At 72.6% G+C, this 18,007-nt stretch carries 16 protein-coding genes; 10 read left to right on the plus strand and 6 right to left on the minus strand.

The genetic code is table 11. The annotated features are described in order from the left end of the window. The first annotated feature begins 60 nt into the window (after positions 1–60). The 4 genes from QFZ75_RS06195 (at position 61) to QFZ75_RS06210 (ending at position 4,181) form a co-directional block, all read left to right on the plus strand. Positions 61–1,068, plus strand: a complete 1,008-nt coding sequence (locus tag QFZ75_RS06195; protein WP_307534504.1) for an iron ABC transporter permease — start codon at positions 61–63, stop codon at positions 1,066–1,068. Positions 1,069–1,169: 101 nt separating this feature from the next. After that, positions 1,170–2,189 carry an iron chelate uptake ABC transporter family permease subunit gene (locus tag QFZ75_RS06200; protein WP_307544234.1) on the plus strand — a complete coding sequence of 340 codons (1,020 nt, stop codon included), beginning with the start codon at positions 1,170–1,172 and terminating at the stop codon, positions 2,187–2,189. 70 nt (positions 2,190–2,259) lie between these two features. Continuing rightward, positions 2,260–3,102 (plus strand): ABC transporter ATP-binding protein, encoded by an 843-nt coding sequence (locus QFZ75_RS06205; protein ID WP_307544236.1) that lies wholly within the window; start codon positions 2,260–2,262, stop codon positions 3,100–3,102. A gap of 221 nt (positions 3,103–3,323) precedes the next feature. Then, positions 3,324–4,181 carry a glycoside hydrolase family 16 protein gene (locus QFZ75_RS06210; RefSeq protein ID WP_307534506.1) on the plus strand — a complete coding sequence of 286 codons (858 nt, stop codon included), beginning with the start codon at positions 3,324–3,326 and terminating at the stop codon, positions 4,179–4,181. A 168-nt stretch (positions 4,182–4,349) separates the two neighbouring features. Here the strand turns inward: QFZ75_RS06210 and argB are convergent, their stop codons facing one another. Continuing rightward, on the minus strand, positions 4,350–5,321 hold the full coding sequence (argB, locus tag QFZ75_RS06215) for an acetylglutamate kinase (protein ID WP_373465814.1): 972 nt from the start codon (positions 5,319–5,321) through the stop codon (positions 4,350–4,352). Continuing rightward, positions 5,318–6,265 (minus strand): methionyl-tRNA formyltransferase, encoded by a 948-nt coding sequence (locus tag QFZ75_RS06220; protein WP_307534508.1) that lies wholly within the window; start codon positions 6,263–6,265, stop codon positions 5,318–5,320. Before QFZ75_RS06220 ends, argB begins: the two co-directional genes overlap by 4 nt. 85 nt (positions 6,266–6,350) lie before the next feature. On the opposite strand from QFZ75_RS06220, the gene QFZ75_RS06225 reads away from it, so the two are divergent. The 5 genes from QFZ75_RS06225 to QFZ75_RS06245 all read left to right on the plus strand — a co-directional run bounded on the left by QFZ75_RS06225 (position 6,351) and on the right by QFZ75_RS06245 (position 13,241). Further along, positions 6,351–7,715: a lysine N(6)-hydroxylase/L-ornithine N(5)-oxygenase family protein gene (locus QFZ75_RS06225; protein WP_307534509.1), complete on the plus strand. Its 1,365-nt coding sequence runs from the start codon at positions 6,351–6,353 to the stop codon at positions 7,713–7,715. 157 nt (positions 7,716–7,872) lie between these two features. Continuing rightward, complete coding sequence (locus QFZ75_RS06230; protein ID WP_307534510.1) at positions 7,873–9,567, plus strand: ABC transporter ATP-binding protein; 1,695 nt, start codon at positions 7,873–7,875, stop codon at positions 9,565–9,567. Then, a complete protein-coding gene (locus QFZ75_RS06235; RefSeq protein WP_307534512.1) occupies positions 9,564–11,516 on the plus strand; it encodes an ABC transporter ATP-binding protein in 1,953 nt (650 codons plus the stop codon). Before QFZ75_RS06230 ends, QFZ75_RS06235 begins: the two co-directional genes overlap by 4 nt. After that, the gene (locus tag QFZ75_RS06240; RefSeq protein ID WP_307534514.1) at positions 11,516–12,577 is read left to right on the plus strand and encodes an iron-siderophore ABC transporter substrate-binding protein; all 1,062 of its coding nucleotides are present in this window, start codon (positions 11,516–11,518) and stop codon (positions 12,575–12,577) included. Before QFZ75_RS06235 ends, QFZ75_RS06240 begins: the two co-directional genes overlap by 1 nt. Before the next feature lie 136 nt (positions 12,578–12,713). Further along, positions 12,714–13,241 (plus strand): NUDIX hydrolase family protein, encoded by a 528-nt coding sequence (locus QFZ75_RS06245; protein ID WP_307544240.1) that lies wholly within the window; start codon positions 12,714–12,716, stop codon positions 13,239–13,241. 467 nt (positions 13,242–13,708) lie between these two features. Here QFZ75_RS06245 and QFZ75_RS06250 read toward each other — a convergent pair whose 3' ends face one another. Beyond that, positions 13,709–14,290, minus strand: coding sequence for a TetR/AcrR family transcriptional regulator (locus QFZ75_RS06250; RefSeq protein ID WP_307534516.1), 582 nt, complete (start codon positions 14,288–14,290; stop codon positions 13,709–13,711). Between the two features lie 83 nt (positions 14,291–14,373). Here QFZ75_RS06250 and QFZ75_RS06255 point away from each other — a divergent pair, with 83 nt between their 5' ends. Continuing rightward, positions 14,374–15,255, plus strand: coding sequence for an SDR family oxidoreductase (locus QFZ75_RS06255; protein WP_307534518.1), 882 nt, complete (start codon positions 14,374–14,376; stop codon positions 15,253–15,255). A 232-nt stretch (positions 15,256–15,487) separates the two neighbouring features. On the opposite strand, the gene QFZ75_RS06260 is transcribed toward QFZ75_RS06255, so the two are convergent. The 3 genes from QFZ75_RS06260 to QFZ75_RS06270 all read right to left on the minus strand — a co-directional run bounded on the left by QFZ75_RS06260 (position 15,488) and on the right by QFZ75_RS06270 (position 17,993). Next, the gene (locus QFZ75_RS06260; RefSeq protein ID WP_307534519.1) at positions 15,488–15,667 is read right to left on the minus strand and encodes a hypothetical protein; all 180 of its coding nucleotides are present in this window, start codon (positions 15,665–15,667) and stop codon (positions 15,488–15,490) included. A gap of 86 nt (positions 15,668–15,753) precedes the next feature. Next, complete coding sequence (locus QFZ75_RS06265) at positions 15,754–17,151, minus strand: MFS transporter (RefSeq protein WP_307534521.1); 1,398 nt, start codon at positions 17,149–17,151, stop codon at positions 15,754–15,756. After that, on the minus strand, positions 17,148–17,993 hold the full coding sequence (locus tag QFZ75_RS06270) for an alpha/beta hydrolase (protein WP_307534523.1): 846 nt from the start codon (positions 17,991–17,993) through the stop codon (positions 17,148–17,150). Before QFZ75_RS06270 ends, QFZ75_RS06265 begins: the two co-directional genes overlap by 4 nt. Between the last annotated feature and the right edge of the window lie 14 nt (positions 17,994–18,007).

Genomic DNA, 18,007 nt, shown 5'->3' on the forward strand with positions numbered 1-18,007 from the left:
TAAGGCCTGCCTAACCTAAGGGAGCTGGCTGTTGGAGACCGCAAGGTGACGGGCAAGAGGGTGCGCCCTGTCCTTCTCGTGACGCTGCTGGGTACCGCCCTGGCGGCGCTCTGCCTGCTCTCACTGGCACTCGGCGCGGCCAACATCCCGCCGGACCAGGTGATCCGGGCGCTGTTCGGCGACGCCCCGAGCCGCTTCGTGGACAACGTCGTCTGGTCCGCGCGCATGCCCCGCACCGCGCTCGGGCTCACCGCGGGCGCGGCCCTCGGGCTGGCCGGGGCGCTGATGCAGGCCCTGACCCGCAATCCGCTCGCCGACCCCGGGGTGCTGGGGGTGAGCGCCGGGGCGTCCTTCGCCATCGTGCTGGCCGTCGGCGTGCTCGGCATCGACTCCCTCTACGGGTACGTGTGGTTCGCGTTCGGCGGGGCGCTGGTCGCCACGGTGGCCGTCTATCTGCTGGGCGGCCTCGGACGGTCCGGGATGACCCCGGTGAAGCTGGCGCTCGCGGGCATCGCCGTCACGTCGATGCTGTGGTCGTTCACCCAGGCCATCGTGCTCACCGACGTGGACGCGCTCAACAAGTTCCGCTTCTGGTCCGCCGGTTCGCTCGCGGAGGCGGAGAACGGCATGGTGTGGCGGGTCCTGCCGTTCCTCGTCGTCGGCGGGGTGCTGGCGCTGGCCTGCGCCCCGGCCCTCAACAGCCTGGCCCTCGGCGACGACGTCGCGGCCTCGCTCGGCCGGCGCCTGGGCCTGGTCCGGCTGGCGGGCGTCGCGGCGATCACCCTGCTGACCGGGGCCGCGGTCGCCGTCATCGGTCCGGTGGTCTTCATCGGCCTGGTGGTCCCCCATGTGGCCCGCGTACTGGCCCAGTCGGCGGGCATCGGTCCCGACCAGCGCTGGCTGCTGCCCCTTTCGGCGGTGCTCGCGCCCATCCTGCTGCTCGGCGCCGACATCCTCGGACGGCTCGTGGCACGGCCCACCGAGATCCAGGCGGGCGTACTGGTCGCCTTCATCGGCGGCCCGTTCTTCATCGCCATGGTCCGTCGGCGCAATCTGGCGGAGGTGTGAGCGTGCCGAACCCGAAATCGACCCTCGTGTCGCGTCCCGACCCCAAGTCCCCCGCCGGTAGCGGCCGTTCGTCCGGATCCGCCCACTTCCGCGCCTACCGGCTGGCCCTGCCCCCCGTCTCCGGCGTCTTCCGCCCCCGGCTGGTGGTCCTGTCGGTGGTGCTCGCCGCGGCCACCTTCCTGTTGTTCTGCCGGGGTCTGACGACCGGCGACTACCCGATCGGCTTCACCGAGGTCGTACGGGCCCTCGTGGGCTCCGGCGACCCCGGCACCGTACTCGTGGTGGAGGAACTGCGCCTGCCCCGCGCCCTGGTGGGACTGCTCGCCGGGATCGCCTTCGGGGTCTCCGGCGCGCTGTTCCAGACCATGACGCGCAACCCGCTGGCCAGCCCCGACATGATCGGTCTCACCCAGGGCGCCGGCACCGCCGTGGTCGCGGGCATCGTGCTCGGCTGGGACGGCGGACTCGGCACCCAGGCACTGGGACTGCTCGGCGCCCTGGTGACCGCCCTGACCGTCTACGCACTGGCCTGGCGGCGCGGCACCACCGGGTACCGCATCATCCTGGTCGGCATCGGCGTGGCCTGGATCTGCACCAGTGCCACCGACTACCTGGTGGCCAAGGGCGGCCGCTTCCAGGCGCAGGCCGCGCTCGGCTGGCTGGTCGGCAACCTGAACGGCCGCACCTGGGACCAGGTCGGGCCGCTCGCCGTCGCGCTGGCCGTGCTGCTGCCGGCGGCCCTGCTGCTCGGCCGGCTGCTGCGCACGCTCCAGCTCGGCGACGACGTGGCCACCGGCCTCGGGACGCGCGTCCAGCCCGTACGCCTGGCCGTCCTGCTCACCGGTGTCGGCCTGATCGCCTTCGCCACCGCGTCCGCGGGGCCCGTGGCCTTCGTGGCGCTCGCCGCCCCGCAGATCGCACAGCGGCTCGCCGGCACCGCCTGGCCGCCCACGGTGGCCTCGGGACTGACCGGGGCGCTCGTGGTCCTGGGCGGCGACCTCATCGCCCGTACCCTCGTCTCCGGCACGGAACTGCCGGTCGGCGTCGTCACCGGTGTGCTCGGCGCACCGGTCCTGCTCTGGCTGCTCGTCCGCGCCAACCGCGCGGGTTCAGGAGGTTGATCCCATGTCCGCCGACCCCCTGCCGGCCGATCCCGTGTCCACCGGGCCCGTGCCGGTCCCCGGCCCCGGCCTGCCGGCCGCCGATCCCGACCTGCGCGCGAGCGGTCTGCGGCTGGCGTACGACAACCGGCTGGTCGTCGACGGCCTCGACCTGGCGGTACCGCCGGGCCGGATCACGGCCATCGTCGGCGCCAACGCCTGCGGGAAGTCCACCCTGTTGAGGGCCCTCGCCCGGCTGCTGGGGCCCAAGGAGGGAGCCGTCCACCTCGACGGGCGGGCCCTGCAGTCCATTCCGAGCCGGGAACTCGCGCAGCGCCTGGGCATCCTCCCGCAGAGCCCGGTCGCGCCCGAGGGGCTGACCGTCATCGACCTGGTCAACCGCGGGCGTTCGCCGCACCAGACCTGGTGGCGGCAGTGGTCGAAGGCGGACGAGCAGGCCGTGCACGAGGCGCTGGCCGCCACCGGCATGACCGACCTCGCCGACCGGCCCGTCGACGAACTCTCCGGCGGCCAGCGGCAACGCGCCTGGATCGCCATGGCCGTCGCCCAGGGCACGCCCGTCCTGCTGCTCGACGAGCCGACGACGTATCTCGACCTGGCCCATCAGATCGACGTCCTGGACCTGATCACCGACCTCAACCGCCGGGAGAACCGTACGGTCGTGATGGTGCTGCACGACCTCAACCAGGCCTGCCGGTACGCGGATCACGTCGTCGCCATGAAGGCCGGGAAGATCGTCGCCGAGGGCAGCCCGGCCGAGGTCATCACCGCCGGGACCGTCGAGGACGTCTTCGACCTGACCTGCCGGATCACCATGGACCCGGTCAGCCACACCCCTCTGGTCATCCCGATGGGCCGCCACCACGGAGGACCGACGACGCCGACGGCGGCGACGGCGCGGGCGGCCGACTGAGGGGCCGCTGCGAGCGGGAAGCCAGGGACCTGTCGGCCGGGGGTTTGTGTGCGCCGTATGGCCGAACGGTGACCGTGAGAGGCAGATGAGGCCGGAGGGACGGAAGGTCCGTACCTGTGTCTTGACACCGGCTTCGTTCACTTCTTAGAACGAGAGGCGAAGCATTCCCCCCACCTCAGTGGGCCCGCCCCGCGCAGAGGCGGCCCACGGAAGGGAGAGTCGTGGACTCCCCACGTCTGCTCCGCACCTGTCTGCTCGCCGCCCTGCCCGCCGTTCTGGTCGCGGCGGCCGCCGTAGCCCCTGCCCACGCGGACCCCACTCCGCGGGCAGCGGCGGCGGTGACGTTCTCCGACACCTTCGACGGCGCCGCGGGATCCGGTGTCGACCCGGGCAAGTGGCAGGTCGAGACCGGCGACAACGTCGACAACCACGAGCGGCAGTACTACACGGCCGGCAACGACAACGCGAAGCTCGACGGCCAGGGCCACCTGGTCATCGAGGCTCGCCGCGAGAACCCGGGCAACTACCAGTGCTGGTACGGCAGTTGCGAGTACACCTCGGCCCGGCTCAACACCTCCGGCAAGTTCACCGCGACGTACGGGCACGTCGAGGCCCGGATGAAGATCCCGCGCGGTCAGGGCATCTGGCCCGCCTTCTGGATGCTCGGCCAGGACATCGGCAGCGTCGGCTGGCCCAACTCCGGTGAGATCGACGTCATGGAGAACGTCGGCTTCGAGCCCGGGACCGTGCACGGCACCCTCCACGGGCCCGGCTACTCCGGCTCGGGCGGCATAGGCGCCGGTTACACGCTGCCCGGCGGCCAGGCCTTCGCCGACGCCTTCCACACCTTCGCCGTCGACTGGGCGCCGAACAGGATCACCTGGTCCGTGGACGGCACCGTCTACCAGACCCGCACCCCGGCCGACCTGAACGGCAACACCTGGGTGTTCGACAAACCGTTCTTCCTGATCCTCAACCTCGCGGTCGGCGGCTACTGGCCCGGCGACCCCGACGGTTCGACCGCCTTCCCGCAGCAGTTGGTGGTCGACGAGGTGAAGGTGACGACCAGCGACGGCTGACGGAGCCGCTCGCGACACCGGTGACGGTGCGGCAGCCGGTCCGCGTTCAAGACCCGAACGCGGACCGGAGCGCGGATCCGCGCGTCGGTCCGCACGCCGACCGGCACGTCGGCCCGCACGCGGAGCGCCCGGCCGGGAGGATGTCCCCGGCCGGGCGCTCCCCGCGCCTCAGGCCGCCGGGACCGCGGACGCCGCCGAAGCCGCGGACGCCACCGGGACCGCGGACGCCATCGGGGCCGTCGCGTCCGGCACGACCGTCGTGCCGGTCCCGCCGGCGTCGGCCAGCCCGTCGAGGAGGGCGTGCGGGGCGCGCCCGTCGAGCACCCGGGCCACCGCCACCCCGCCCCTGACGGCCCGCAGGCACGCCTCCATCTTGGGACCCATGCCGCCGTTCAGCCCCGGCAGCAGCCGCTCCAGCTCGGCCGCGCCGATCCGGCCGACGACCCGCTCGCTCGCGGGCCAGTCCGCGTACAGCCCGGGCACGTCGGTGAGGACGATCAGGATCCGGGTCCCCAGCGCTGCGGCCAGCGCACCGGCCGCGGTGTCCGCGTTGACGTTGTAGACCTGCCCGTCCTCGCCCCGGCCCACCGAGGAGAGCACCGGGATGTGGCCGCCCTCCAGCAGGAGGCGCACGACCGCGGTGTCGACCCGTGCGACGTCCCCGACCAGGCCGATGTCCACGCGCTCACCGGCCACTTCGGCGTACCGCTTGACCGCGGTGAGGGTGTGCCCGTCCTCGCCGCTGAGGCCGACCGCGTACGGCCCGTGCTCGTTCAGCAGTCCGACCAGGTCCTTCTGGACCTTGCCGGACAGCACCATCCGTACGACCTCCATGGTCTCGGGGGTGGTGACCCGCAGCCCGCCCAGGAAGTCGGACCTGAGCCCCAGCCGGTCCAGGTGGGCGGCGATCTGCGGGCCGCCGCCGTGCACCACGACCGGCCGGACGCCGGCGGCGCGCAGGGTGAGGACGTCCTGGGCGAAGGCCCGCCGGAGCGTGTCGTCGGTCATCGCGTGGCCGCCGTACTTGACGACGACCGTGTGGCCGCGCAGGCCTTCGAGCGCCGCGAGGCGTCCGTCCGGACCAGCGGCCGGTGCCGCTGCGCCGGTCGGCGCCGTACCGGCGACCGTCGCGCCGTTCACGGGCGCGCGATGAGGTAGCCGCCCATCGTGCGGAAGTAGTCGGTCGCCGCGTGCTCCGCCCCGTCCTCGGTGCGTACGCGCTTGACGACCAGCCCGCGCAGTCGCCCGTTCCTCGCCTCCGCGCCCGCGACGACGACCACCCCGTCGCCCTCACGGATGAAGATGCGTCCCGGAGTACCGCCGTAACAGCCCTCGGACACCGCGGACTCGACGATCCTGAGCCGCTGCCCGCGGTGGTGGGTGAAGGCGTTCGGGTACGGGTCGCACTGGGCCCGTACCAGCCGCTCGATGTCCTCGGCCGGCCAGCTCCAGTCGATGCGGCTGTCCTCCAGGGACCGCTTGTGGAAGAAGCTCGCCCGGCTGCGGTCCTGCGGGATCCACCGGGCCCGGCCCGAGGCGATGAGGTCGAGCGACTCGTCGACGACCGGGCCGATCAGGTCGACCGTGCGGTGGAACAGGTCGGCGACGGTGTCGGTGGCGCCGACCGGCACCGCCCGCTGCAGCAGGACGTCACCGGCGTCGAGTTCGGCGTTCATCCGGTGCGCGGTGACGCCGACCTCCCGCTCGCCGTTGATGAGCGCCCAGATCAGCGGCGAGAAGCCCGCGTACGCCGGGAGCAGCGAGTCGTGGATGTTGAGCGTGCCGTGCGGCGGGAGGTCGAAGACCTCGGGCGGCAGTACGGTGCGCCAGTTGTTGGCGACGATCAGGTCGGGTCGCGCGTCCTTCAGCGCGGTGAGCAGCTCGGGGTCGTCGGGCCGGTTGCGCAGCAGTACCGGCACCCCGTGCTTCTCGGCCAGGTCGGCCACCGAGTCGTCCCAGATCTTCTCGTACACGTGGTCGCTCCTGGGGTGGGTCACGGCCAGGACCACCTCGTGGTCGGACTCCAGCAGAGCCTGGAGGGTGCGGTGCCCCCAGGTCTGATAGCCGAACATGACGACCCGCATACTCGATCCTCTCCTAGGACACACCATTGCAAGGTAAGGCTAACCTTATTTACCATCAGTGGCGTCTAGGGGAAGGAAAGTTGCGGTGAACGCACTGCACGACGAGCCCGACGCCGTTCTTGATGTGCTCGGGATAGGTTTCGGGCCGTCAAATCTCGCACTGGCCATCGCGGTTGAGGAACACAACGCCCAAGCCGCTCCGGAGGACCGGATCCGCGCGGGATTCCTGGAGCGCCAGCCGTCGTTCGGCTGGCACCGGGGGATGCTCATCGAGGACGCCACGATGCAGGTCTCCTTTCTCAAGGACCTGGTCACCATGCGCAACCCGACGAGCGACTTCAGCTTTCTGTGCTTCCTGCGGGAGCGGGGCAGGATGGTGGACTTCCTCAACGCGAAGACGCTGTTCCCCCTGCGGATCGAGTTCCACGAGTACTTCGAGTGGGCGGCGGCGCGGGTGGCGCACCTCGTCGACTACTCGGACGAGGTGGTGTCCGTCGAGCCGGTGACGGGCCCCGACGGCGAGGTCCGCTGGCTGGACGTCGTCAGCCGCGTGCCCGGCGAACCGGGCCGGACCGTCACCCGGCGGGCCCGGAACATCTCGGTGGCCGTCGGCCTCGAACCCCATCTGCCGCCGGACACGGCCCTGTCGGACCGCATCTGGCACAACAGCCAACTCGTGCCGCGGGTACGGGAGCTGAACGCCTCCGGTGATCCGGTGGGCCGCGTCCTGGTGCTCGGCGCGGGGCAGAGCGGCGCCGAGGCGCTCGACTACCTGCACCGGTCCTTCCCCGGGGCGGAGATCTGCGCGATCTTCGCGAAGTACGGGTACACGCCCGCCGACGACAGCCCGTTCGCCAACCGGATCTTCGACCCGGAGGCCGTGGACGTCTACTTCCGCTCCGCACCGGAGGTGAAGCAGTCCCTGGTCGACTACCACCGCAGCACCAACTACTCGGTGGTCGACATGGACCTCATCGAGTCGCTGTACGCGACGATGTACCGCGAGAAGGTCCAGGGCCGCGAGCGGCTGCAGATGCGCAACGTGTCCCGCATCCGGGACGTACGCGGCTTCGACGACCACCTGGAGGTCACCGTCGAGTACCTCCCCACCGGGGAACGGGAGGTGATCTCGGCCGACCTGCTGGTCCACGCGACCGGCTACCGCCCCAGGGACCTCGACTCCCTGCTGGGCAGGACCGCGAAGCTCTGCCTGCGGGACGACAAGGACGCCGTGCGCGTCGGGCGCGACCACCGCGTCGAACTCACCCCGGACGTCACGGCGGGCATCTATCTGCAGGGCGCGACCGAGCACACGCACGGCCTCACCTCGACCCTGCTGTCCACCACGGCGGTCCGGTCCGGCGAGATCCTCGCGTCCCTGCTCACCCACCGCGCGGCCGACACGGCCGGCACAGCCGGCACGGCCGGCCTGGCCGTGCGGGCCGGCTGAGGAACCGGCCCCGGCCGGGTGCGGCGGCACGGCTCCCCCGTGCCGCCGCACCCGGGGGCGGCTCCGGCACGGTCCGCCCGCACTGGGCAGGACCGAGGTCGGCAACTTAGAGTAGCCTCACCTAAGTTCTCTACGTCCGATCCCGGAGGGGTTGCGGGTGAGTCCTACCAGTCCGTCAGGACGTGACGTCCTGCGGGAGTCGGTCGGAGGGCAGCGTCGCGACGTCGCCCTCGGCGCGCTGCTCGCCTCCGGTCACCAAGTGGGTGAAGCGCTGGTCCCGGTGCTGATCGGCGTGGTGATCGACCGGGCCGTCACCGGGTCCGACACCGGCGCCCTCCTGCTGTGGCTCGGCGTCCTCGCCGTCGTGTACGTCGCGCTCGCCCTGTCCTTCCGCTTCGGCGCCTGGGCCGGCGACCGGTCGGCGGTGCGCTCCGAGCACACGCTGCGCATCGCCCTCGTACGACGGGTGCTGCACCCCGGCGGCGGCGCCGAGGAAGGCCGTCTGCCCGGCGCGCTGGCCAACACCGCCACCGAGGACGCCAAACGGGTCGGAAGCGTCAACACGGCGGTGATGTACGGGATCGCGGCGCTGGCCGGCATCCTCACCTGTGCCGTCGTCCTGCTGCGCACCTCGGTCCTCCTCGGCCTCGTCGTCCTGCTGGGCACACCCGTCCTGCTCCTCCTGGGACACCTGCTGAGCAAGCCCCTGGAGGCCCGTAGCGAGGCCGAGCAGGAACGCGCGGCACACGCCTCCGCCGTCGCCGCCGACCTGGTGGCCGGCCTCAGGATCCTCAAGGGCATCGGCGGCGAGCCGGCGGCCGTCGCCCGCTACCGCACCACCAGCCGCGACTCCCTGGCGGCCACGCTGAAGGCCGCCCGCGCGCAGGCCTTCCAGAGCGGCATGGTGCTGTCCCTCACCGGCTGCCTGATCGCCGTCGTCGCCCTGGTCGGCGGCCGGCTGGCCGCCGAAGGAAGCATCAGCCTGGGCCAGTTGGTGTCGGCGGTCGGACTCGCGCTCTTCCTGCTCGGCCCCCTCGAAGTACTCGCCTGGGTCAACGCCGAACTCGCCCAGGGCCGCGCCTCGGCCGGACGGGTCGCGGAGGTCCTGGCGGCCGGGCACAGCGTCACGGCGGGCGGCCGGAGCCTGCCCCCGCAGGTGCGCGGCGCGGTGCGCCTCACCGGCGTCGGCCACGGCGGGCTGCGCGGGCTGGACCTGGACGTCGCACCCGGCGAACTGCTGGGCGTCGTCGCCACCGACCCCGCCCACGCCACCGATCTGCTGCGCTGCCTGGCCCGGCGGGCCGACCCCGACACCGGCACGGTCGAACTGGACGGGATCCCCCTGCGGGACCTGGACCCGGCCGAGCTGCGCACCGCGATGCTGGTGGCCGACCACGACGCGGACCTCTTCGAGGGCACCGTCCGCACCAACGTCACGGCCGCCGCCCCCGGGTCCGCCGACCCCGAACCCGCCATGACGGCGGCCGGGGTGGCCCAGGTCGCGCAGACCCTGCCCCGGGGCGAGGACACGGCGGTCAGCGAGCGCGGCCGCTCCCTCTCCGGCGGCCAGCGCCAACGCGTCGCCCTGGCCCGGGCGCTGGCGGCCGACCGCCCCGTCCTGGTGGTCCACGACCCGACCACGGCCGTCGACGCGGTGACCGAGGCGGGCATCGCGGCAGGCCTGCGCGAGGTCCGCAAGGGCCGCACCACGATCCTCGTGACCACCAGTCCCGCACTGCTCGCCGTGACCGACCGGGTGGTGCTGCTCGACGAGGGCCGCGTCACCGACACGGCCCCGCACGCCGACCTGATCGCCCGTCACGAGACCTACCGATCGGCGGTGCTGGCATGAGCGACCTCTCCCGCGAGGAAACGCCGGACACACCGAATACGTCGGACACACCGGATACACCGGCCGGACCGGAACACCTCGGCGCCGGGCGCGAGTTGCTGCCCACCGCGACCCAGGCCCGTACCCGTGCCGCCGTACGCGAACTGATCGGCCCGCACCGCCGGGTGGCGCTCGGCGGCTTCGCCATGATGGTCGTGGCCACCGCCGTCGGCCTGCTCGTCCAGCCGCTGCTGGGCAGGATCGTGGACCTCGTCGCCGACCGGCGTCCGCCGGGCAGCATCACCACGCCGGTCGTCCTGCTGGTGCTGGTCGCCCTCGCGCAGGGCGCGGCCACCATGGCGGGCCTGGCGCTCGTGTCCCGGCTCGGCGAGACCGTCCTGGCGCACCTGCGCGAGCGGTTCGTCGAGAAGGCCCTGCGGCTGCCTCTGGAACAGGTGGAGAAGGCGGGGGCCGGCGACCTCACCGCGCGGGTCACCCGGGACGTCTCGGTGGTGGGCGAGGCAGTGCGCTCCGCCCTGCCCGAACTGGTCCGCTCCCTGCTGGCCATCGCGCTGACCCTGGTCGCGATGGCCGCGCTGGACTGGCGGTTCTTCCTCGCGGCCCTCGTCGCGGTGCCCGTCCAGGCCTCCACCGCCCGCTGGTACGTACGCAACGCCGTGCCGCTCTACGCCGAGCAGCGCATCGCGACCGGGGCCCAGCAGCAGCAGTTGCTGGACACCATCGCGGGCGCCGGCACGGTACGGGCGTTCCGGCTGGAGGAGGAGCACACCGCCCGGGTGGACCGGCGGTCGTCGACGGCGGTCGAACTGACCCTGCGCGGCGTACGGCTGGTGCTCGACTTCTACAACCGGCTGCACGTGGCCGAGTACGCCGGACTCGCGGCGGTCCTCGTCACCGGATTCCTGCTGGTGCGCGAGGGGTCGGTGTCCATCGGCACGGCCACGGCCGCCGCGCTCTACTTCCACAGCCTGTTCGCGCCGGTCAACTCGGCGCTCGTCCTCCTCGACGACGCGCAGTCGGCGACGGCGGCGCTGGCCCGGCTCGTCGGGGTGGCCGACCAGCCGGCACCCGGCCCGTCCGGAGCCGGAACGGACGGGCCGGACGGGACAGACGGCCCACGGACCGGGACCGGGACCGCACCCGGCACCGTCACCGTGACGGACGTCCACCACGCCTACGAGCCCGGACGTCCCGTCCTGCACGGCGTGGACCTCACGCTCCGGGCGGGCGAGCGGGTGGCCCTGGTCGGCGTGAGCGGCGCCGGCAAGACCACGCTGGCCAAACTCGTCGCGGGCGTGCACCGCCCCACGTCCGGCTCGGTACGCGTGACGAACGGCCCGGTGGGCGGGCCGGCCGGCGGCGGATCGCCCCGGGAGGGCCTGCCGGTCGCCCTGGTCACCCAGGAGACGCACGTCTTCGCCGGACCGCTCGCGGACGACCTGCGTCTCGCGCGGCCCGGCGCCGGCGACGAGGAGCTGCGTACGGCGCTGGCCACCGTGGACGCCCTCGACTGGGCCGCGGCGCTGCCCGCCGGTCTGGACACGGTCGTCGGCGACGGCGGACACCGCCTCACCTCCGCGCAGGTCCAGCAACTCGCCCTGGCCCGCCTGGTCCTGGCCGATCCGCCGGTGGCCGTGCTGGACGAGGCCACCGCCGAAGCGGGCAGCACCGGCGCCCGGCTCCTGGAGCAGGCGGCCGACCGGGCGGTCGAGGGCCGTACGGCACTGGTCGTCGCCCACCGCCTCACCCAGGCCGCCACCGCGGACCGGATCGTCGTCATGGACGGCGGCCGGATCGTGGAGAGCGGCACCCACGACGAGCTGTGCGCCGCGGCCGGCCCCTACGCCTCCCTGTGGGAGGTGTGGTCCGGCACCCGCGGCACGGCTGACCAAACCCCCACGCACCACCGCCCCGACACCACCACCGACACCACCGTGAAGGACCACTGATGCCCGGCTCCTCCAGAGGCGCACGCCTCGTCGCGTCGCTCGCCTCCGCGCTCCTCCTGTTCACCACCGCGGCGGCCTGCGGCTCCGACGACGACTCCGACGCGGCAGCGCCGGACACGTCCGCGTCCGCGAACAGCGCCTTCCCGGTGACGCTCGCCCACAAATACGGCAGCACCACCGTCAAGTCCGAGCCGAAGCGGATCGTCACCGTCGGGCTGACCGACCAGGACGCCGTACTCGCCCTCGGCAAGGTGCCCGTGGGGACCACCGAGTGGCTCGGCGGCTACAAGGGCGCCATCGGCCCCTGGGCCGCGGACAAGCTGGGCGACGCCGAGGTGCCCACCGTGCTGAAGGACACCGGCACGGGCCCGCAGACCGAGAAGATCGCCGGGCTCAAGCCCGATCTGATCCTCGCGGTCTACGGCGGCATCACGAAGGACCAGTACACGACCCTCTCGAAGTTCGCGCCGGTCGTGGCCCAGCCGAAGGAGTTCAACGACTTCGGTGTGCCGTGGCAGCAGCAGACCGGGATCATCGGCAAGGCGCTCGGCCAGGAGTCCAGGGCCAAGGAGCTGGTGAAGGGCGTCGAGGACGAGTTCGCCACCGCGGCGAAGGACAATCCGGAGTTCGGCAAGTCCACCGCGGTGATGGCGACGCCGTACGAGGGTCTCTTCGTCTTCGGCAGCCAGGACCCGCGCTCACGGGTGCTGACCGACCTCGGTTTCAAGCTGCCGACGGACCTGGACAAGGTCATCGGTGACGAGTTCGGTGCCAACATCAGCAAGGAACGCACCGACCTGCTGGACACCGACGCCATCGTCTGGATCGTCTCGGACATCAAGAAGGAAGAGGCCAAACTCCGCAGGAACGCCCTCTACTCCGACCTGGACGTGGCGAAGCAGGGACGCGAGGTCTTCGTCGAGGAGAGCGCCGACTACGGCAACTCCGTCTCCTTCGTCTCGGTGCTGAGCCTGCCGTACATGCTGGAGCGCCTGGTACCGCAGCTGGCCGCGGCCGTCGACGGCGACACCGCCACGAAGGTGACCCAGCCGTCCTCCTGAGAGTGACTCCGCGATTGCCGCGGGGACGAGCGGACAGAAGGTCCGGGGCCACGGACGACCGTGGCCCCGGATTCGCTGTGTCGGGCGACACGCTCGCGACACCAGAGGCTGAAAGTATGATCACCCAATGTCTGACATGACCGAGACCACGCCCGGCTGGCTCCCGCACGACGAGCTCGAGCAGGCGCGCGCCCGCATGCCGATCCTGTACGTCGAAGCCGTGCCGGTGCGCGTGGACGACAGCGGCGAAGTGACCAGCATCGGACTGCTGCTCCGGATGGGGTCGGGCGGGGCGGTCAGCCGCGCGCTCGTCTCCGGCCGGGTCCTGCACCACGAGCGGGTCAGGGACGCCCTGCTGCGCCACCTGGAGAAGGACCTCGGCCCGGTCGCGCTCCCCAGGGTGCCGACGTCGCTGCAGCCCTTCACCGTGGCGGAGTACTTCCCGACGCTGGGGGCCACGCCGTTCCACGACCCCCGCCAGCACGCGGTGTCCCTGGCCTACATCGTCCCGGTGACCGGCGACTGCCGCCCCCGCCAGGACGCGCTGGACCTGGTCTGGTTCAGCCCCGAGGAGGCCTCGTCCCCCATGGTCCTCAACGAGATGCCGGGCGGCCACGGAGCCCTGCTCAAGCAGGCGCTGGCCCATGTGGGCCGCCTGTCCTGACCGTACGACGGACAGGCGAGAAGTCCGTTCCCACCGAGTGGGAACGGCTTCCGGTCTGCCGTGAAGCCGGTCGGGACGACAGGAGGTGAACCTGCGGCCCCCTGACCCCCAGGGGTATGGGCCATCCCCTTCGCCACCACATACGACTGAAAATCTTCGCATGGCCGGCCCCCGCCACCACTTGAACCGGCTGATGCATCGCTCGACCGCATTGCGCTGCTTGTGATCTCCGGACAAATACACACGTACCAGCCCGGACACCCCACCGCAGCAGCCGCCGCGAAAGCGGGGCCACGTGGGGAGCCGGAGCCGGACGCCGTACCGACAACGGCGAGGCGTTCCACGAGAGGTCATGCCGCCGGGCAGGCGCACGGCACGCCGGGAACAGCAGGTACACCTCCACGCCGCAGGTCCACAGACACACACCGGCCACCCCGCAAGTCGAACTTTGCGGATGAAAGCGTCCTCTAGCGCAACTCCGTGACCGCCGTGCGGAGTTCGTCGAGGGCGGCTCGGGTGAGGGGTGCCAGCTCGCCGGGGTCCGCGTCCCGGGCGGGGTCGGTCCATCGGGCGAATCCGGTCTTGAACGCGAGGATGCCGAGTTCCGCGGCCACCTGCGCCACGGCCCGGGGGACGCCCCGGCCCCTCAGCGCCTCGGTCATGGCCGCGACCATGCCGGTGCTCTTCGACGCGTCGCGCTGCTTCAGTTCGTCGTTCGCCTCGACCGCCGCGTGCATCAGCGGCCCGAGCTCACGGTTGAAGGAGGTCATCTGCATCGAGGCGCGCTCCAGGCCGGCCGCCACGGCCGTCATCGGCGTCGCGTCAGGGGCGGCGGCGGCGATTCCTTCGGCCAGCAGGCGGCTGAGGGTCTCCTGCCCCGCCGCGAGCATCTCCCGCTTGTCGGCGAAGTGGCGGTGGAAGGTACTCCGCGTGAGCCCGGCGCGCTCGGCGATCTGGGCGACCGTCGTGTCGTCGTAGCCCTTCTCGGTGAACAACTCGAGCGCCGCCACGATCAGGCGCTGGCGCGCGTCCGGCTTCCATCTGGGCATGCGGCCATCCTAGTCGATGCAACATGTGTCGCATCATGCTTATAGTGATGCGACACATGTCGCATCACATTGAGGAGCCAGCCATGCGTGTCTTCGTCACGGGCGGAACCGGACTGATCGGCTCGGCCGTCGTCGCCGAACTGCTCGGCGCGGGCCATACGGTCACCGCTCTCACCCGTTCCGACGCTTCCGCTGCACACGCCGAGGCCGCCGGCGCCGGGGTACTGCGGGGTGAACTCACCGACCTCCGGACGCTGCGGAGCGGCGCCCAGGACGCGGACGGCGTCATCCACCTCGCCTTCGGCAACGACTTCAGCTCGCCCGAGGCCCTCGCGCGGTGCGTCCGCGAGGAGCAGGAGGCCCTCGCCGTACTCGGCGACACCCTCACCGGCAGCGACCGTCCGCTGGTCACCGTGTCGGGAACGCCTCCGCTGCCGGGACACGTGTCGACCGAGGACGACCCGCTGCCGACCGGCGGCCCCGTCGGCGGACGCGCCGAGTCGGTGAACCGGGCCCTCGCGCTCGCCGCGCACGGCGTGCGCAGTTCGGCCGTACGGCTGCCGCGCACCGTCCATCACCGGGGCCGGGGCGGGTTCGCCGGAATGCTCACCGAGATCGCCCGCCGCGACGGTGTCGCCGGCTATCCCGGAGACGGCACGCAGCGCTGGCCGGCCGTCCACGCACTCGACGCCGCCGTCCTGTTCCGGCTCGCGCTGGAGAAGGCCCCGGCCGGAAGCGTGTGGCACGCCGTCGCCGACGGGGGCGACGCCGTACTCGACATCGCCACGGTCATCGGGCGGCGCCTGGGCCTGCCGGTCGCATCCGTACCGCAGGAGAACTTCGGCGCCATCGGCCCGATCTTCGCCATGGACCAGCCCGCGTCCAGCGCCCGCACCCGCACCGCCCTCGGCTGGCGGCCCACCCGCCCGAGCCTCCTCGCGGACCTGGAGAACATCGAGCCCTGATGCCGCTTGCCGAGCAGCGAGGGCGACGGGCGGCGTGAGCTCGTAACGCCGTCCGTCCCGCGGAAAGGTCCAGAGGTCTTCGACGCGGCGGCGGGCGAGAGCGGGTACAGCCCGCGCGGCACCGCGCGCTCACCGTCGGAGCAGGCAAACGGACGACGCCCAGGGCCCGATGAGATCCCTGGAGTCGGCGCGACCGCACCTGACCGCGCGGTCAGGTGGGGCCACGGTGCGGTTACGCCGACTCCAGGAACGCATGCAGGTCGCGTACCGCGCGGGCGACCTCTGCGGGCGCGTCGAACGGCTGGTTGTGGCCGCTCGGGACGCGCCGGTGGCCGAGGAGGCGCGGGAACCGGCCGGCGTGCTCCTCGCGCGGACGGGGGTGCAGTGCCGGATCCTCGGTGGGATCGAGCACGATCGCCGGGACGTCGACGGTCGGGAGAGCGGCCGGACCGGCCGCCCGAGCGGTGGGCTCAGTTGCCGTGGTCCAGCTGTGCGCCGTTACCTGCGTGTCCTTGCGCTGTGACTGCGATGGCCGCGCACGGGCTCGGTGCCAGGTCGGTCGCGGAGCCGGAGGCTGATCAGCGCAGTGATCGTGAAGACGGCAACCTGGTAGAGCATGGCGTGCCGGAATGCGGTGTCCGCATCAGCGGCGGGGGCACCGTAGGCGAGTCCGGCCGCGGTCACTCCGATGGATCCGCCGAGCTGCTGTGCTGTGGGCAGCAGTCCGGAGACCGAGCCGGCGGCGGGGCCGTGCACCTCGGCCAGGACCAGGGTGAACGCCGACGCGGTGAAGGCGCCGAACGCGGCTCCGCCGGCGGCCAGTACGGGCAGTGCCGCCTGGCGTCCCGCCGCTGAGCCGATGAGCGGGGCCAGCGCCAGGCACATCCCGGCCAGCACCAGCGACGCGGCGGTGAGCACCGCCGGCCCGTGCCGGCGGGTGAGAGCGGGGGCGGCCGTGCTGCCGGCGGCGGCAGCAGCGGCGAACGGTGCCGACGTCAGCGCGGCCGCCAGGGCCGAGTACCCGACGGCGGACTGGAGGTGGAGGAAGAGCACGTAGGTGAAGGAGGGCACGCCCGTGTTGAACATGAACACCAGCAGCGTGCCCCTGCGCGCCGCCCGGTCACGCAGCACCGCGGGATGGATCAGGGGGTCCGGCCGGTGCGGGAGGCTTCGGACGAAGTGACAGAGGGCGGTCGCAGCTACGGTGAACCCGGCCCATGTCCACCAGGGCCAGCCTGCTTCCCGCCCCAGCGCCAGGGGCAGGACCAGCGCGCCGGCTCCCACGGTGACCAGCAACGCACCCAGCTTGTCGACGCGCAGTCCCTCCGCCCCGCGGGTGCGGGGCAGCGCGCCCGCTCCGGCCAGCGAGGCGAGCGCCACCGGCACGGTGAGGAGCATCACCGGCCGCCAGCCGAGGCCGAAGAGATCGGCGCTGAGGACGAGGCCACCGATCAGCGGCCCGGCCAGTGACGCGACGGCCATGGTGGCGCCGTACAGGCCCAGCGCACGCGGTCGGCGTGTTGCGGGGGTGACGGCCCGGATGAGCGACAGGACCTGGGGGGCGACCAGGCCGCTGCCCGCGCCCTGCACCAGCCGGGCCGTGATCAGTGATGCGGCGTCGGGGGCGCACGCGCCGGCCACCGAGCCAGCGGTGAAGACCACGGTGCCCGCCACGAACAGTCGGCGGTAGCCGTACCGGTCGCCCAGCCGCGCGGCGGGGATGAGCAGGCACGCGTACGTCAGGGTGTATCCGGCCAGGACCAGCTGCACGGCACCAGGACCGGCGCCCAGGCCGGCCTGTATCGCCGGCGCAGCCACCTGGGCGACAGTGACGTTGAGCAGTTGCACGAAAGTGGCGCTGAGCACCACCGGCAGCACCAGGCGCCGGTCGCTCACGGCAGCAGAGCCGCGGCGAGCTCATGGGGGCGGGCGGCGAACGGGCTGTGGCTGCCCGGGAGGGTGCGCACGGTGAACGGGTTGCCGGGCATGGCCCGGTCGGCTTCAGCGATCATCAGATCCTGCACGGCCGTCGGCAGTGCCCGGTCGTCCGCGCAGCGCAGGAAGGTCCGCGGGATGCGCCCCCACCGTTGCGCGGTCACGATGACCGGGGTGGTGGGGATCGACAGCGGCAGATCGGGGCTCAGTGCCGAGCGCCAGCGGTCGAAGCGGTCCGGAGCGATGTCGTGGTACTGGGTCTGCCGCAGTTCCTCGACGTAGGCGGGGTCCTGTGAGAGCGGGTTGATCCGCACGGCGCCCAGTTGCCCGGGGTCGCCGAGGTTCAGATTCTGACCCCGCGCTGTGGCGTTCTCGCGCGAGCGAAGATAGTCGAAGAAGCGGGGCCGTCCGGCGGGCACGAAGGCCGAGAGGTAGACGAGCTCATCGACGAGTTCGGGTGCTCGCTCGGCGGCCAGTGACGCGGGGCCGCCGCCCGCGCTGTGCGCGACGAGGACGACACGACGGTGGTGGCGGGCCTGGCGCAGCGTGTCCAGCACGGCCTCGGCGCAGTCGTCCGTCGTCACGTCGGCGAGCGCGGACTTCTCGGTCGACAAGCCCGGCTGGCCCGGCTGGAGGTATCCGCTGGGCAGCGGTGCGTCGAAGCCGTGCCCCGGCAGGTCGACGGCCATGCTCGCGGCACCCGGTGCGGCGAGTGCGCGCTGCGTCGCCGCCCACTGGCCGGAGCCGTGCCAGGCCCCGTGCACGAAGACGAAGACGGTGCCGGCGAAGGAAGGATCAGTCATGACCGCATTCCACG

Source organism: Streptomyces sp. V3I8 (genome assembly GCF_030817535.1).
Taxonomy (GTDB): domain Bacteria; phylum Actinomycetota; class Actinomycetes; order Streptomycetales; family Streptomycetaceae; genus Streptomyces.

Coding starts and splice junctions, on each gene's coding strand:
- QFZ75_RS06245 (WP_307544240.1), top strand. CDS start 12,714: ATGACCGAGACCACGCCCGGCTGGCTCCCGCACGACGAGCTCGAGCAG.
- QFZ75_RS06250 (WP_307534516.1), bottom strand. CDS start 14,290: ATGCCCAGATGGAAGCCGGACGCGCGCCAGCGCCTGATCGTGGCGGCG.
- QFZ75_RS06240 (WP_307534514.1), top strand. CDS start 11,516: ATGCCCGGCTCCTCCAGAGGCGCACGCCTCGTCGCGTCGCTCGCCTCC.
- QFZ75_RS06235 (WP_307534512.1), top strand. CDS start 9,564: ATGAGCGACCTCTCCCGCGAGGAAACGCCGGACACACCGAATACGTCG.
- QFZ75_RS06255 (WP_307534518.1), top strand. CDS start 14,374: ATGCGTGTCTTCGTCACGGGCGGAACCGGACTGATCGGCTCGGCCGTC.
- QFZ75_RS06270 (WP_307534523.1), bottom strand. CDS start 17,993: ATGACTGATCCTTCCTTCGCCGGCACCGTCTTCGTCTTCGTGCACGGG.
- QFZ75_RS06220 (WP_307534508.1), bottom strand. CDS start 6,265: ATGCGGGTCGTCATGTTCGGCTATCAGACCTGGGGGCACCGCACCCTC.